This window comes from Ralstonia pickettii, assembly GCF_030582395.1.
Lineage (GTDB): Bacteria > Pseudomonadota > Gammaproteobacteria > Burkholderiales > Burkholderiaceae > Ralstonia > Ralstonia pickettii_D.
Genome location: NZ_CP104382.1, coordinates 293,385 through 308,433, shown reverse-complemented (window position 1 = coordinate 308,433; position 15,049 = coordinate 293,385). Strand labels below are relative to the sequence as shown.

Below are 15,049 nucleotides of genomic sequence, written 5' to 3'. Positions count from 1 at the left end.
GCGTGTTGCGCGGCGCTATTGGATGTCTGGGAAGAAAGGTACTGCGATTGCGCAATCAGCGTGTTGCAGCTTCACCGGCATCGGCGCCGGGGTCGCCCAGCCACGCGATGGACAGCGCTCCGATGAGCAGCACAGCCGACACCGCCAGCAGTGGCGCGGTAAAGCCCTGCGAGTACTGCTTGATGGCGCCGACCATCGACGGACCGACAAAGCCGCCGAGGTTGCCCACGGAAACGATCAGCGCCAGGCCGCCCGCGGCCGCGCGGCCCGTGAGGAAGGTGGACGGAATCGCCCAGAACGTGGCCTGGAACGCCAGGATGCCGCTCACCGTCACGCACAGCGCCGCGAGCTTGAGCGCCGGTGCATCCAGGGCCGTGCTGGCTGCCAGCGCTACCGCAGCAACCACCAGCGCGGCAGCCACATACGGGACGCGATTCTGCGCGCGGTTCGCCATGCGGGCCCACCACAGCATGATCACCGCACCCAGCGCATACGGGATGGCCGTCAGCCAGCCGACCACGGTGTGCTGCACGCCAAACTGCTTGATGATCTGCGGCATCCAGAGGCCCACGCCGATGGAGCCGACGATGCCGCAGAAGTTGATGAACGCCAGCACGAAGACGCGCCAGTTGGTCATGGCATCGCGCAGGGTCGCGCCGTGCTTGCTGGCGATGTCGCGTTGCTCCAGGGCGAGGCGGCGCGCGAGTACGGCCTTCTCATCGTCGGTGAGCCATGTCGCCTTTTCCGGCCGATCGGCCAGCACGAACAGGCACGCGATGCCAAGCAGCACGGCCGGCAGCCCTTCGATCAGCAACAGCCATTGCCAGCTGCGTAGCCCATGCAGGCCGCCGAGTTCGAGCAGCGCGCCGGAAATGGGTGAGCCGATCATGTTCGCCACAGGAATGCCGACCAGGAAGGCAGCCGTCACCTTGGCGCGCCACTTGCCCGGAAACCAGTGCGTGAAGTACAGGTAGATGCCCGGCGTGAAGCCCGCTTCGGCAAGACCCAGCAGAAAGCGCGCCGCCGCAAAACTCTTGGGCCCGACCACAAACGCCGTGGCCATCGAGAAGATGCCCCACGTGATCATGATCCGCGCGATCCAGATGCGCGCCCCCACCTTCTGCATGATGAGGTTGCTCGGGATCTCGAACAGGAAATACCCGATGAAGAACAACCCTGCGCCGAACCCGAACTGCTCGGCCGTGAGGCCAATGTCCTTGTTCATGGTGAGCGCGGCAAAGCCCACGTTGGTGCGATCGAGATAGCTGATCACATAGCAGGCGAAGATGAACGGCAGGATGCGGCAGAACGCCTTGGCCAGCGTGCGTTCGCTCGCCTCGTAATCCGCGTCGGGCAGCGTGGCGGCGGGGCGCTCATCCGCGCCGTGCGCTGGCGTGATGGCACTCAGAGTCTGAGACATTTGCTTGGTCTCCTCCATCGCGCTTCTATGAGCGCTCAGGGTCGGGTATCGATGGGCTGGGCTAGGGCGTTGCTTTCGTCTGCTTTGCCCGATGCGGCAGCGGGCCGGCGATGTCCATCTCGGTCTTGAGCACCGTGCCGGACACCGATTCGGTCATGAAGAGCGTCTTCATTTCGGCGCCGCCGAAACACAGGTTCGTGAGCGAGGCACCTTCGGGGCTGGTCAAGACCATGTCCGGCTCCGCACGGTGGTTCAGCACCCATGCGCGGCCGAGTCCTGGGTTGGCCACGAACAGCCGCCCCGCCGTGTCGATCGTCAAACCATCCGGGCCACTCGGGCCGTATGACGTGAAGAACTGGCCGACCTTGCTGACGGAGCCATCGGCCTGCAGCGGCACGCGCCACACGCAGTTGCCGCGCGTCATGGCGACATACAGCACCTTCTCGTCGGGCGACAGCACGAGCCCGTTGGGGCTGGGGCAATTGCCGAGCAGCATGTCGAGCCTGCCTTCCGGCGAGAGGCGATAGACGCGCCCGGTCGGGTCTTGCAGCCCGGTCTGCCCCTGGTCGGTGAAGTACAGGTTGCCGTGCGAATCGAACGTCAGGTCGTTCACGCCCTTGAAGCGCTCGGAGTTGCGGCGCTCAAGATACGGCGTGACTTCGCCGCGCTGGATATCGAGCAGCATCAGCCCGTTGCGGTAGTCGGTGATGAGCAGGTGCGCATCGTCGACGAACTTCATGCCGTTGGGCTCGCCGTCGTATTCGGTCACCAGTTCCCAATCGCCCGTCGGCGAGATCCGGAAGACGCGACCGTGCGGAATATCCGTCACGTATAGATGACCGTGGCCGCGGCCGTCCGGACACCACACCGGTCCTTCGAGAAACGAGTCGGTGGCTTGCCCACCGCGATTGGCGCGCGCCCATTCCGTCTGGACATCGGGCTTGCGAAACCTGGCAGGCATGCGCGTGAAGACTTCGGCTTCACGCACCGCCGGTGGCGAGAGCAGGAACATGGACATCACGCCGCCGTGCGGGCACGTTCCTCGATCACTGCGAGCACATTGGCCGCCGCGCCCTTGCCCATGTTCACGTAGGCCGCATCGCTCACGCCGCCGATGTGCGGCGACAGGATGATGTCGGCAACGCCCTGGAACGGATGCGGCACCGTCATCGGCTCCACATCGAAGCTGTCGAGCCCTGCTGCACGGAGTTGGCCACTGGCCAGCGCTTCCACCAGCGCGGCTTCGTCAATGAGGCCACCGCGCGCCGTGTTGACCAGAATCGCGCCGGGCTTGAAGCAGTTGAACGCGTCGCGGTTCAGCATCTTGCGGTTCTCGGCGGTCAACGGGCAGTGCAGCGACACCACGTCGGACTGCGCGTACAACTCGCCGAGGCTCACCAGCATCACGCCTGCCGGTGCCTCCTTGGCGTACGGGTCGAAGGCGATGACATTCATACCGAACGCCTGCCCAATCGTGGCAGCCCGCCGGCCGATCGCACCCAGACCGACCAGGCCGAGCGTGCGGCCATCCAGTTCGATCGACTTGTGCGTCGCCTTGTCCCAATGGCCGGCACGCATGCGCGCGTCCAGCTGCGGGACCGACTTTGCGCATGCGAGGATCAGCGCCCACGCATGCTCGGCCACAGCAGCCGCGTTGGCACCCACTGCAGCGCGCACCGCAATGCCACGTGCCGCGGCGGCGTCCTGATCGATGACATCGATACCGCTGCCGTGCTTCGAGATCACCTGCAGGTTGCCGGCGGCTGCATCCATGATGCGGGCGTTGACCTTGCCGTAGCGCACGATGATTGCCACAGGCTTGTGCCGGGCGCAGAGCGCAACGATGTCGTCTTCGGTGGATTGCTTGCCGGCAAACACGACTTCGAAATCGCCCAGCATGTCCAACGCCTCGGGTGCCAGGTCAGCCGCCGTGACGAGCAGGACAGGCTTGGTTGCAGTCGTGCTCATTACAGTGCCTCGCCTTCGGCCAGCATGCCCGCCGCGCGCAGTTCTTTCTCGAGCCAGCCGGGGCGCGTATCGCCCTTGCGGATCGCCGCAATGCGGGCCGCTTCGACGTCCACCTTTTTCTGTGCGAGCACGAGAATGCGCTCAACGTCGGCACGCGGGATTACGACCACGCCATCTGCGTCGCCCACCACCAGGTCACCCGGATGCACCGTCGCGCCGGCAGCCGACACGGGCAGGTTCACGCGGCCCGCCACGCTCTTGGTCGGCCCGCACGGGTTCAAGCCGGCAGCAAAAATCGGGAACGTGCCGTGCGCCAGCTCATGCGAATCGCGCACCGCGCCATCGATGACAAACCCGGCGATGCCGGTGGCCTGCGCCTGCGTGGCCATGATCTCGCCGATCAGCGCGCAACTCTGGTCACCCTTGCCGTCCACCACGATCACATCGCCGGGCCTGGCGACCGCCAGGGCGGCATGGATGGCGAGGTTGTCGCCGGGGCGAACTTCCACCGTGACGGCTGGCCCGGCCACTTTCATGGTCGGCGCGAGCGGTTTGACGCGACAGTTCAAGGTGCCACGGCGGCCGGCAACGTCAGCCAGGATGGCCGCCTGGAAGCGGGCCGCCGCCTCAACCAGCGCGGGTGAAACGCGCTCGATATCGCGAACGATGGCGGAAATGTTGTGCGAAAGGGTACTCATGAAAACCTGCCTCAGACTGTGAAGTTGTACTATGTACAACACGGGTGTACTCAGTGAAACCACTATAGCCACGGCAAGCGGGTCGATCCACTAGCGTTTACCCTTTCGCCAGATACAACGGCGTTGTACATGGTACAATCCTGCCATTCGGAGTTCGGGGGATTCGGAAAATGGGGAATGACGGCGTTGCCGCAGTGGAAAAGGCGCTGGCCTTGCTGGATTGCTTCAAGCCCGGGGCGGAAGCCCTCTCACTCGCGGCCCTGGCGCAAGCGTCGGGCATGCACAAGACCACGGTGTACCGGCTGATGAACTCGCTGGAGCGCATGAGCTATGTCACCCGCTCCGAGTCTGGCGCGTACTCGCTCGGACCGCGCCTGCTGTACCTCGGCAAGCTCTACGAGCAGTCGTTCCACCTGTCTTCGGTGGTGGAGCCGGTGCTGCACGCGCTGGCGGCAGCCACGCGAGAGAGCGCATCGTACTACGTCATCGATCACGGGCGGCGCCTGTGCCTGTTCCGTGCTGAACCGTCGGAAGGTCTGCGCGAGACGCGCCTGCCCGGCACGTCGCTGCCGCTGGACGACACGGCCATCAGCCATGTGCTGCGTTACTGGGGGCTGGGTGAAGCGCTGTATGACGGCACGCCCGAATTACCCCTGTTCACCTCCGGCGCGCGCGATCAGCACACGGCGGCATTTGCCACGCCCGTCTTCGGCTCCGGCGACAAGTTCATGGCCGCGCTCACACTATCGGGCGCAGCCTCACGGCTCGAAGCGGCGCGCACCACCGGCGATTTCGTCGCGAAGCAGTTGCAGGCAGCGTCCGAGCTGTCGCGCAAGCTCGGCGCAAGTGCGGCGTTGTGCGAACGCCTCTACGGCGCTTGACGTGAAGACGCTGCCTGATGCCGAGCGCGCATCGCAGTGCTAAGGGCGCTCGGCTGATTCGGCCGGAACCTGCCCTGCCGGCGCTGCTTCGGTAGGTCGCTTCGCATGGCCAATGCGCTGCGCATGATAGATGCCGGTGTGGCCCGAGAAGAGATAGCTCACCACGCAGGCAATGCCGGCAAACGTGCCGACTTCGGGGCCGAAGAGTTCCATCGCCATCAAGGTCGACGCGATGGGCGTATTGGCGGCCCCCGCAAACACGGCAACGAACCCCAGGCCCGCCAGCAGCGGGAAAGGCAACGGCAGCACGTAACCCAACGCATTGCCCAGCGTGGCGCCGATGTAGAACAGCGGCGTGACCTCGCCGCCCTTGAAGCCGGACGCCAGCGTCACGATCGTGAACGCCGCCTTGCCGGCAAAGTCGTACGCCGGCAGCGGTGTGTGGAACGCATCCACGATGACCGGAATGCCGAGGCCGAGATATTTGTCCGTCCCCAGCGCCAAGGCCACCGCCACGACCACGCTGCCGCCCAGCACGGGGCGAAGCGGCCCAAAGGCGATGTGATGCTTCAACAGGCGGCTGAGCCGGTGCGTGACCGCCGCGAATGTCATCCCCGCCAGACCGAAGACGATGGCCGCCACGACCACAAGCCCAATGGCGATTGGCGTGAGATGCGGCACAAACGGAATCGCATACGGCGTGTGGTGCACCCCCAGCAACGGCGGCACCAGGTCGCCCACGATGGCCGCGATGAAGCACGGGAGGATCGCGTCATAACGCAGACGGCCGATCGCGAGCACCTCCAGCCCGAACACGGCGCCGGCCAGCGGCGTGCCGAAGACCGATGCGAAACCCGCACTGATGCCCGCCATCAGCAAGATGCGCCGGTCCGCGGGCGCCAGCGAGAACAGCCGCGTCAGGTAGTCCGCAAAACTGCCGCCCATCTGAACGGCCGTGCCCTCACGCCCGGCCGATCCGCCAAAGAGATGCGTGACGACGGTGCCCAGCAGGATGAGCGGCGCCATACGCTTGGGCACGACACGCTTGGGGTCGTGGATCTCGTCGATGAGCAGGTTGTTGCCGCCTTCCACCGATTGCCCCGTGTAGTGGTAGAGCAAGCCCACGGCCAGCCCCGCCACAGGCAGGAACCACAGCAGCCAAGGGTGCGCGGTGCGCGTGTTGGTTGCCCAATCCAGCGCCAGCAGCAACACCGCAGAGCCAAGCCCGGCGAGCATGCCGACGAGCGAACCGAGCGAGAGCCAGCGCAGCAGATACCCGAACATGCGCAGCGGCTCGGAGCGTGTAAGCGTTTTCCTCATGATGACCAGATTCGAAGGACTCAAACCTGAGCGACAGAACGTCGTTTGGGCGCGTGCCTACAACTTCCTTCGACCAGGAACTTGTAGGCATCATCAGCCGGATGCGTGATCCGCAGACCGGCGGTTAAGGGAGGCATGCCATCTCCACAAGGGCGGGGATTGTGCCTGAACGCGGGCACCGTCACAACCCGGCACAATCGCGCGCCGCCCAGAAAAATGGCCCGCCCCGGCGTCATCCCGGGGCGGGCCTTTTTTGCTTCGGGCGTGTCGCTTACTGGCGCAAACCCTTCACGCGGTCTGCGGCGACATCGGCCGGTTGCCCGCCAAAACTCGTCCGCAGGTAGTTGGCCAGATCGGCCAGTTCCGTATCGCTCATCTGCGCAAAGCCCGGCATCTCCTGCATGGCTTCCGTGCCCGGGAAGCGCTGCGCTTCAATGCCGTCGAGCATCGAGACGATCAGGTTATGCGCGTCGGCATTGCGCAGGATGGCGTTGCCCAGCATCGGCACGGCCACGTGCGGCTTGCCTTCGCCATCGCGGCCATGACAGCCGGCGCAAACGGCGAGGTAATGCGCGCGTCCGGCCTTGATCTGATCGACATTCTCAGGCGTGGCGGCGACCGGCTTGAGCGGCTGCGGCGCGGGCGCCTTGTCGCCCAGCAGATACGTCGTCAGTGCCGCCACATCGGCCGGGCTGAGGTACTGCGTGCTCAGGTGGACCACCGGGTACATCTCGCCAAACGCGGACCCCTGCGGCGCGATGCCCACGCTGAAGAACGTCTGCAGGTCGCCCTGCGTCCAGCCACGCGCCGCCAGGCCGGCAGGCGTGATGTCCGGCGCGACCACGCGGCCCAGCGCAGCACCGGAAAGCGGTTTGCCGGCATCGAGCTGGCCGGCAAAGCCGCGCGGGCTGTGGCACTCAGCGCAGTGGCCCAGCGCGTTGGCCAGATACCGGCCACGCTGCCACGCTGCTGTGTTGCCGACGGATGCATCGGGCAGCGCGTTCTTCAGGAAGAACACGTTCCAGCCCGCCATGGCGATGCGGATGTTGTACGGAAAGCGCAACTCGTGCTCGCGATTGGCGACGGCCGCCGGCTTCACCTGCTGCATCAGGTAGGCATACATCGCATCGGTATCGCCGCGCGAAAGGCCGCGATACGACGTGTACGGCATCGCCGGATACAGGTGTTTGTCGGGCGTGACGCCGTCGTGCAGTGCCTTGTAGAAATCGTCCGCGCTCCACTTGCCGATGCCCTGCGCCTTGTCAGGCGTGATGTTCGTGCCGTAGAACGTGCCAAACGGCGAGGCCAGCGCCACGCCGCCGGCAAACGGCGCACCGTCCTTGGCCGTGTGGCAGGCCGCGCAGTCCGCTGCGCGCACGAGGGCGCGGCCGCGGTTGATCAGGTCGGCGCCGGTCAGCTTGGCCGGCGGCGGCTGGTCGGCGGCGGGCGGGATCTCGGTGGAGCGGTCGCCGCAGGCGGACAACGCCGCAGCGGCCAGCAGCGGCAGCAGCGCCTTTCGTGTCCATTGAGTCAATTGCGTCAATTCAGCGATAGCCATCACTTGCCGTCCTTGACGAGCCCGGGCGTGCTCAGGACGACGTCCTTCACGGCCTCGAAGTAGCGCACGTAGCCTGTGCAGCGGCAGATGTGGTCGTTCAGTGCTTCGGTGATTGTCTCGTCAAGCTTGTCGCGCGCCACCGGCTCGCGCTTGAGGCGCTCCACCAGCACCGTCGCCCCGTTGACGAACCCCGGCGTGCAATAGCCGCACTGGAAGCTGAAGTGCTCCAGAAACTTCTGCTGCACGAGCGTGAGCGACACCACCTCGCCCTTCTCATCGCGCTTGGCGTGCCCTTCCACCGTGCGCACCTTCTTGTTCTGGAAGAAATGCGCGCCGGTAATGCACGTACGCACTTCTTCGCTGGTGCCGTCCGGCTTGTCGAGGATGACCGTGCAGGCGCGGCACACGCCCTGCCCGCAGCCGAGCCGCGAGCCGGTCAGGCCGGCGTATTCGTGCAGGAAGTCGATCATCATCAGGCCTTCGGGCACTTGCGTGGGGCCGACGTCCTTGCCGTTGATATGCACGGTGAGCGGTTGTGTCGTGATGGTCGTGTTGCTCATGCCAGTACCTCCTGAATCTTTTCCGCGGTCACTGGCAGGCTGGTGAAGCGGTGTCCGATGGCATGCGCGATGCCGTTCACAATGGCGCCCACCACCGGGATCATCACCACCTCGGCAATGCCCTTGGGCGGATCGGTTTCCGATATGGGCGGGAGCACCGTGCCGGTCTGTGTCCACACCGCCACGTCCTTGGCGCGCGGCAGGTGGTATCGGTTGAAGTTCCACGTGCCGTTGCCGGGGCCGTCTTCGTACAGCGGCAGCGCTTCGTGCAGCGCGTGGCCAATGCCCATGGCGAGCCCGCCCTGCAATTGCCCCGAGACAAGCTGCGGCGATATCTGCGTGCCGCACTCCATGATCGAGTGGTGCGACAGCAGATCGACCTTGCCGCTGGCTTCGTGCACCGACAGCTCGACCAGCGTGCCGACCGCGCTGTAGTACGTGACCGACGCGTTGTTGCGCTGCGTTGGCGCGATGTAGACCTTCTTGCGATCTAGCACGTGATACCCGCCGGGGGTTGTCATCCTGGCCTTGCGTGCCGCGTCGGCACCGTCGCCGTAGCGTACGGACAACGCGTCGATGGGCACGCGCGTGGCTGCACCGTTGACTTCGAAATCGGCCTCCGACCATTGCCAGCGGTTGAACGCGTGCACCACCGCGCCCGTCACCAGACCCAGTTCGTGCGCCTTCTTGACGATCTGTTCATAGGGCAGCGCCTCCAGGCCGCCGGCCGTAAGCTTGCCGTCCACCCAGCGCGCGTCTTCCACGCGCACCACCAGCGAGGCCGCCTGGCCGCCACCAATGCCCTGGCTCCAGATCGCCATTGCTGCCGGCCACAGGCCATGCATGAAGACGATGCGCGCCGCCTCACGCGTGCTGTGCGTGAAGTAGTACGCCGAGTTGGTCGCGCTCGACGGCGACGCATACGCCGGAGACCACCGCGGGTTGGCCGATGCTTTGTCTTGATCGGCCTGGCTCATGAGATACGGGTCGCCGCTCGTGACGACGGGCAGGTCTGCCCAGTCCGTCACCGCCACGCGCACTTCCGCTGCCGGGCGGCCCAGCCAGCGCGCCACGGCCACGGCTTGCGAGGTCGACATGCCCGTGCCGATTTCCGCGGCCACGTGATGCAGCGTGATCTGTCCATCGGCGCGGATCTCCACCTTGGCGAACGACGCCTCGGCGCCCGTACCGAAATCCTTCTGCACGCACGCGAACCCCACGCCGTAGCGCTTGCCCGGGTGGGCGGCTTCAAACTCGGTTTTCTTCTTCGCGCGATTCACCCACAGCGGATGCACCTTGGCCGCCTGCAGCACTTCATCCACGCGGATGGCGCCGGCGGGAATCGCGCCCTGTGTGTTCTTCATGCCCGAACGCAGCGCGTTCTTCAGGCGGAACTCGATCGGGTCGAGCTTCAACTGCTCGGCAAACTCGTCGACCATCACTTCGGTCGCGGCCATGCTTTGCAGCGTGCCGTAGCCACGTGCGGAGCCCGCGTCGATGGCGCGGGAGGCAATCGCCACGGCCGTCAGGTCGTTCTTCGGGAAGTAGTAGATCGACTGCGCGGCCGTTGCGCCCACCATCGCGACGGATGGCGAGAAATTGGCACGCCCGCCGCCGTTGGCCTCGAAGTGGCCCTGGAACGACTGGAACAGGCCAGTCTTCTTGTCCACAGCGATGCGGTACCGCATCTTGAATGCGTGCCGCTTGATGGAAGTCTGGAACTGCTCGTAGCGGTCATTCGCCAGACGCACCGGCTTGCCGTCGGCATACAGCGCCGTCACGAGGCCATAGAACGGGAAGTTGTAGTGGTCTTTCGAGCCGTAGCCGACCGTGTAGCAAGGGTGCACGATCACCTGCTTCACCGGGAACGCGCCGCGGGCCTTGGCGATCATCTCGGCCGTGCTTTCGCCTACCTCCACCGGACTCTGCGTTGGCACCACCATGTGCAGCGTCTGCGTGGCAGCGTCGTACCAGCAGTTGGCATTGTCATTTTCGAGCGCGGCAGTATCGACCGATTGCGTGTTGTACTCGCGCTCCAGCACGAGCCAGTCGGCCGGCGGCTTGTCGAGTTCTGCGGCGATCTGGTTGGCGTAGAAGATGCCCTGCTCGCCGAGCTTGCCGTGGTCTACGCCGTCAGGCCACACGGGCTCGTGCTTGCGCATCATGCTCGGAAAGATCGGCGCATTCTTCAGGCTGGAGAACACATCGTCGTCATACGGGCTTGCGCCGCCCACGCGCACAAAGCGGAAGGTGCCCCAGGGGTCGCGCTCAAGCGGCCCGGTCTGCGCGCCATAGCGGATGATCTTGTCCTGGAACTTGAGCTTGTCTTTCGCAAAGCGAAAGCGCGCGAAGTCGTGATAGATCAGGATGGCCACGGCGTGGCCCAGGTAGGCGGGCGTCTTGCCGGTGGGCAGCAGCATGTCGTCGCCATAGAAGGCGGGGAAAGCCACACCATCGCGCGCCAGGTCGTCTGCCGTCACCACGCGATCGGGCTTGAGCTCGTCGCCCAGCAGGCTCAGGTCGAACCCTTCGTACGTACGATCGGCCAGCGTGGTGCGCAGGATGAATGCATGCGACTGCTGCTGCGGCCAGTGCGGCATGTCGCGCGAGCGGATGTCACGCGCGAAGACCTTGTCGCCCGTCACCTTGGCAATGCCGTCGATGCGGAATTTGGGCGTGCCGGTCTTTGGGTCCCACTGGACAGGGGTAAGAATCTTTTCTTCGAACAGGGCCGCAAATGCGCGGCCGCCCAACGGTGCGATGACCACCGAGACGCCGGCCACGACGGTCGCTTTCAGGAAAGCGCGGCGTGACGGATGGGTAAGCGGCATGAATTCTTCCTCGAGGGGAGGATGATGAGGGGAAAGAGAGGCGGGCAAGTGCGGGGGATGCAAGCGGCTCCGCCTCTTTCGATTTTGGTTCGTGCCCTGACGCAAAACAAGGCGAACCGGCGAATACCGCTTATTCGGCGCCCGTTATCTGCCTTGGCACACTCTTGTGCATGCGCAGCATTCCGGCAGCAAGGCGGGCACCGCAGCAGCCTTCGTTGTCCAATCGCGTTCACCAGTGTGGGCAACCTGGGGCAGATTGTTCAGCTTGGGGCGATCCGGCATGCTGCGCACGTTGAGCTGACGTCCGGTCAAAACCTAACAACATAGAGACCCGCCAAAGGAGACACGCATGACTGCCCACCTGATCTTCGATGATCGCCCCACCGATGCCGATACGCTGCTCGCGCGCGGTGCCGCCCTTGCCGGCGGGTTGCGCCGCATGGGGGTGCAGGAGGGCGATGTGATCGGCGTACTGCTGCGCAATGCACCCGCCTACATCGACGTGATGCACGCCTGCCGCATCGCAGGGTGCTACTTCTGCCCGATCAACTGGCACTTCACGCCGGCCGAGGTGGAGTTTCTGGTGCGCGATTCGGGTGCCAAGGTATTGATCGGCCATCGCGACCTCGTCGATGCGGCAGAACCGCTGCTACCGGCACACGTGCAGCTGCTGCGCGTGGATGCAGAAGGCACCGACCGCGCCGACGGCTATGCCAACTGGCTTGCGCTGCAGACGCCGTACGACGGGCCGATCGTTTCTCCGCGCGGGCACATGGCCTATACCTCGGGCACCACGGGCCGCCCCAAGGGCGTGGTACGCCAGGCCGTACCACTCGATCAGCTCGAGGCGCATCTGCAGAAGGCACGCGCCGTGGTGGCTGCAACGTTCGGCATCGTGCCGGGCTGCCGTGCGCTGGTGCCGGCGCCGCTGTATCACAGCGCGCCGAGCCTCTTTGCCCAGCAAGCCGCGCAGATGGCGGAGGTGCTGGTGGTGAACGCGCGCTTTGATGCCCTGCGCGTGCTCGAGCAGATCGAGCGCTACCGCATCGACACCGTCTACCTCGTGCCCATCATGTATGTGCGCCTGCTCAAGCTGACCGACGAAGAACGCAGCCGATACGACCTGTCTTCGCTGCGCTTCGTGGCGTCCACTGGTGCACCGTGCGCGCCGGAGATCAAGCGCCGCATGATCGACTGGCTCGGCCCCGTCATCTACGAAACGTATGCGTCGAGCGAGACCGGCATGATCACTGTGATGGACCCGCGCGAGGCGGCCGCCCGCCCCGGCAGCGCCGGCCGCCCGGTGTGCGACGCACGCGTGCGCATCCTGCGTGAAGACGGCACGCCCTGCCCTACCGGAGAGATCGGCTTGATCTACAGCCACCAACCCGCCTATCCCGATTTCACCTACCGCGGCAACGATGAGGCGCGCAGCAAGATCGAGCGCGACGGCCTGGTCACGCTCGGCGACATGGGCTACCTCGATGCCGACGGCTATCTGTATGTGTGCGACCGCGCATCGGACATGGTCATCTCGGGCGGCGTCAACATCTACCCGGCCGAGATCGAACATGCGCTGCTGCGCCACCCCGATGTGGTCGACTGCGCGGTCTTCGGCGTGCCGTGCGACGAGTACGGCGAGCGGCTTGTTGCCGTGGTGCAGACCGAACGCCAAGACCTGCAGGCCGAGTTCGTGATCGAATGGCTGCGCGGCCAGATTGCCGGCTTCAAGATCCCGCGCCAGATCGAGTTCACCACAGCGCTGCCGCGCGACGACAACGGCAAGATCGCCAAGCGCCGCCTGCGCGATGCATGGTGGGGCGACCGGCAGCGGCGCGTATGACGGCGCACGAACCGCTGCCGGAGCCGATCACGCGACGGCCGCCTCCTGCGCCGTGCCGGACTTGGCGAACAGCGTGCGCTCCGTGAACTTGATGTTCTGCGGATCGTAGTACGGGTCGGCCCATGCGCTGGTCGTCTTCAGCACCAGCGGCTTGTCGGCCGTCGCCTTGGATTCGCTTGCACGGAAGCGGTAGTGGTCGAACAGGCGGATGGCCTCGATCGCATAGGCCGTGACGATGGCCGGGTCGTAGATGGCGATCAGGCTGTCGCCGTTCTGCTCTTCCCCGCCCTTCGACAGGTTGGACGAGCCGCAGAACACGACCGGCTCATCGCCATTGAAATCGCACACGACAAACTTGTGGTGAATGTGCTGGCCGGTGCCGGCATCCACTTCCTGTTTGAACGGCGCAGGGGCTTCGTCCTTCAAATACGCAAACGACACAGTCTGCGAGGGCACATCGCGGCCGGGGGCAAAGGCGTCGACGCCACCCTGTTTGTCGATCACGCCCAGCGAAAGCAGCCCAGCCTTGTGCGGCACCACTTGCTCGAGCGTGTTCAGCATCGCGCCGCCGCCATCGGTGGCCATCACCGCAAACAGCACGGACGACAGCGCGCCCTTCACACGGTCCGCGGCCTCCGTGAGCAACGCATCGGTCTGATGCGGCGAGAAGCCGAAGCGCGCACGCGGCTTGCCGCCTTGCGGCACGGCCTGCCAGCTGGCAGCCAGCGCATCGGCGCGAAAGGCGGCGGCCACCTTGCGGCTGCCCGCAGCGTCTTCACCGTACTGGTCGATCCATCCCCACAGACGCTCGAACACCTGCGCGTAGAGCTGCGCGGCGTCTTGCTCGAACACCAGCACGCTGTTGGCCTGCACGTACAACCCGCGCAGCGAGAAGTTGGCCGAACCGGCCAGCACGCGCACCGGCTTGCCGGCCGCGTCCCGCAGCAGGATCGCCTTGTGGTGCTGGAACCGCGCCAGGTGCGTCCGGCGGACCTCCGCGCCGGCCTGCTTGAAGTACTCGGCGGCCTGCGTCTCAAACGCGTTGTCGGTGCCGTGGCCCACCGGGTTGGCGCCGGTGCCAACATAGTTGTCCTGAATCACGCGGACCTTGCGACCGTTCTGCGCGAGCCAAGCAATGGCACGGATGATGTCCGGTTCGTCCAGGTCGTAGGCGAGCACGTCGATGCCGTATCCGTCGGACGCGTGGCACTGGTTCAGCAGATCGATGATGAGATGGCGACCCGTCGCCCCCAGGTAGGCGTACTTGTTCTGATACGGCTGCGTGTCGTACAGCAGCGGCGATTTGGTCTGCGCGCGTTTGTCGGGCGCCAGCGCCGTGTTGCCGCCGTAGTGGTCGATGAACGCCTGCGACGACACATACCCGCGCACCATGCCGACGGTGGCCCAATCGCTCATCGGCTGCTGCAGCGTGACCGTGACGATGCGCGTCGCGCGCGTCTCCAGCTGCACGGGGTTCGTAGAGACAAAGTAGCGCGCGTGGATGGTGTAGCTGAGCTGCCCAGCCGCATGCGGCGGAAAGTGAACCCAGTGGAAAGACTGAAACGGCGCGTCGATGGAATCGGCGTATTTGCCGGCCTTCAGCGGCGCGTCTGCATGAATGGGCGTGTCGAAGGTCAGCCGGTTGGGCACCCAATACGGCGCTCCGCCCTGCGGCGTGCACTGAATGGCAAAACCTGCCAGATCGGCGCGCTCGGCGTCGGCCACATCAAAAGCGAACAGCACCGCGCTGTCGCCCTGATACACCTTCACCTGGAATGAATCGACGGATGTCGCCATGAGAGCCTCCTGAGGTGGCAAAGCATGCGGCCAGTTAGCACGGCGATTGTGACAACAGTCTGACGCAGGGTACCAAAACCTAGCTGCCATGCGGGTTGGCAGGCGGTGACTTCAAAGCGGTTTCAATCCGATCTGCAGATCGGCCAACACGCATGTGCCCCGTAAGGCAAAAA

Annotated in this window: 11 protein-coding genes and 1 riboswitch; of the genes, 2 read left to right on the top strand and 9 right to left on the bottom strand. The window is 65.3% G+C overall.

The window, feature by feature from the left end:
- Positions 1-55: 55 nt before the first annotated feature.
- From N5B55_RS18125 to N5B55_RS18110, 4 genes are all read right to left on the bottom strand, one after another.
- Positions 56-1,420 carry an MFS transporter gene (locus N5B55_RS18125; RefSeq protein ID WP_304540875.1) on the bottom strand — a complete coding sequence of 455 codons (1,365 nt, stop codon included), beginning with the start codon at positions 1,418-1,420 and terminating at the stop codon, positions 56-58.
- A 61-nt stretch (positions 1,421-1,481) separates the two neighbouring features.
- Positions 1,482-2,432 (bottom strand): SMP-30/gluconolactonase/LRE family protein, encoded by a 951-nt coding sequence (locus N5B55_RS18120; RefSeq protein ID WP_304541862.1) that lies wholly within the window; start codon positions 2,430-2,432, stop codon positions 1,482-1,484.
- Positions 2,433-2,437: 5 nt separating this feature from the next.
- Positions 2,438-3,388 carry an NAD(P)-dependent oxidoreductase gene (locus tag N5B55_RS18115; RefSeq protein ID WP_304540873.1) on the bottom strand — a complete coding sequence of 317 codons (951 nt, stop codon included), beginning with the start codon at positions 3,386-3,388 and terminating at the stop codon, positions 2,438-2,440.
- Positions 3,388-4,086, bottom strand: a complete 699-nt coding sequence (locus N5B55_RS18110; RefSeq protein WP_304540871.1) for an RraA family protein — start codon at positions 4,084-4,086, stop codon at positions 3,388-3,390. Before N5B55_RS18110 ends, N5B55_RS18115 begins: the two co-directional genes overlap by 1 nt.
- Before the next feature lie 170 nt (positions 4,087-4,256).
- On the opposite strand from N5B55_RS18110, the gene N5B55_RS18105 reads away from it, so the two are divergent.
- Positions 4,257-4,967, top strand: coding sequence for an IclR family transcriptional regulator (locus tag N5B55_RS18105; RefSeq protein WP_065854095.1), 711 nt, complete (start codon positions 4,257-4,259; stop codon positions 4,965-4,967).
- Positions 4,968-5,006: 39 nt separating this feature from the next.
- On the opposite strand, the gene N5B55_RS18100 is transcribed toward N5B55_RS18105, so the two are convergent.
- From N5B55_RS18100 to N5B55_RS18085, 4 genes are all read right to left on the bottom strand, one after another.
- Positions 5,007-6,287: a voltage-gated chloride channel family protein gene (locus N5B55_RS18100; RefSeq protein ID WP_304540869.1), complete on the bottom strand. Its 1,281-nt coding sequence runs from the start codon at positions 6,285-6,287 to the stop codon at positions 5,007-5,009.
- A gap of 77 nt (positions 6,288-6,364) precedes the next feature.
- A riboswitch (Fluoride riboswitch) is annotated at positions 6,365-6,442 on the bottom strand.
- Between the two features lie 116 nt (positions 6,443-6,558).
- The gene (locus tag N5B55_RS18095) at positions 6,559-7,845 is read right to left on the bottom strand and encodes a cytochrome c (RefSeq protein ID WP_304540867.1); all 1,287 of its coding nucleotides are present in this window, start codon (positions 7,843-7,845) and stop codon (positions 6,559-6,561) included.
- Positions 7,845-8,405: a (2Fe-2S)-binding protein gene (locus N5B55_RS18090; protein WP_065854089.1), complete on the bottom strand. Its 561-nt coding sequence runs from the start codon at positions 8,403-8,405 to the stop codon at positions 7,845-7,847. The genes N5B55_RS18095 and N5B55_RS18090 overlap by 1 nt, the downstream gene beginning before the upstream one ends.
- Positions 8,402-11,236, bottom strand: coding sequence for a xanthine dehydrogenase family protein molybdopterin-binding subunit (locus tag N5B55_RS18085; RefSeq protein WP_304540865.1), 2,835 nt, complete (start codon positions 11,234-11,236; stop codon positions 8,402-8,404). Before N5B55_RS18085 ends, N5B55_RS18090 begins: the two co-directional genes overlap by 4 nt.
- A gap of 349 nt (positions 11,237-11,585) precedes the next feature.
- On the opposite strand from N5B55_RS18085, the gene N5B55_RS18080 reads away from it, so the two are divergent.
- On the top strand, positions 11,586-13,079 hold the full coding sequence (locus N5B55_RS18080; RefSeq protein ID WP_304540863.1) for an acyl-CoA synthetase: 1,494 nt from the start codon (positions 11,586-11,588) through the stop codon (positions 13,077-13,079).
- A gap of 27 nt (positions 13,080-13,106) precedes the next feature.
- On the opposite strand, the gene N5B55_RS18075 is transcribed toward N5B55_RS18080, so the two are convergent.
- Positions 13,107-14,876: a phospholipase D-like domain-containing protein gene (locus N5B55_RS18075; RefSeq protein WP_116575311.1), complete on the bottom strand. Its 1,770-nt coding sequence runs from the start codon at positions 14,874-14,876 to the stop codon at positions 13,107-13,109.
- Positions 14,877-15,049: the final 173 nt, after the last annotated feature.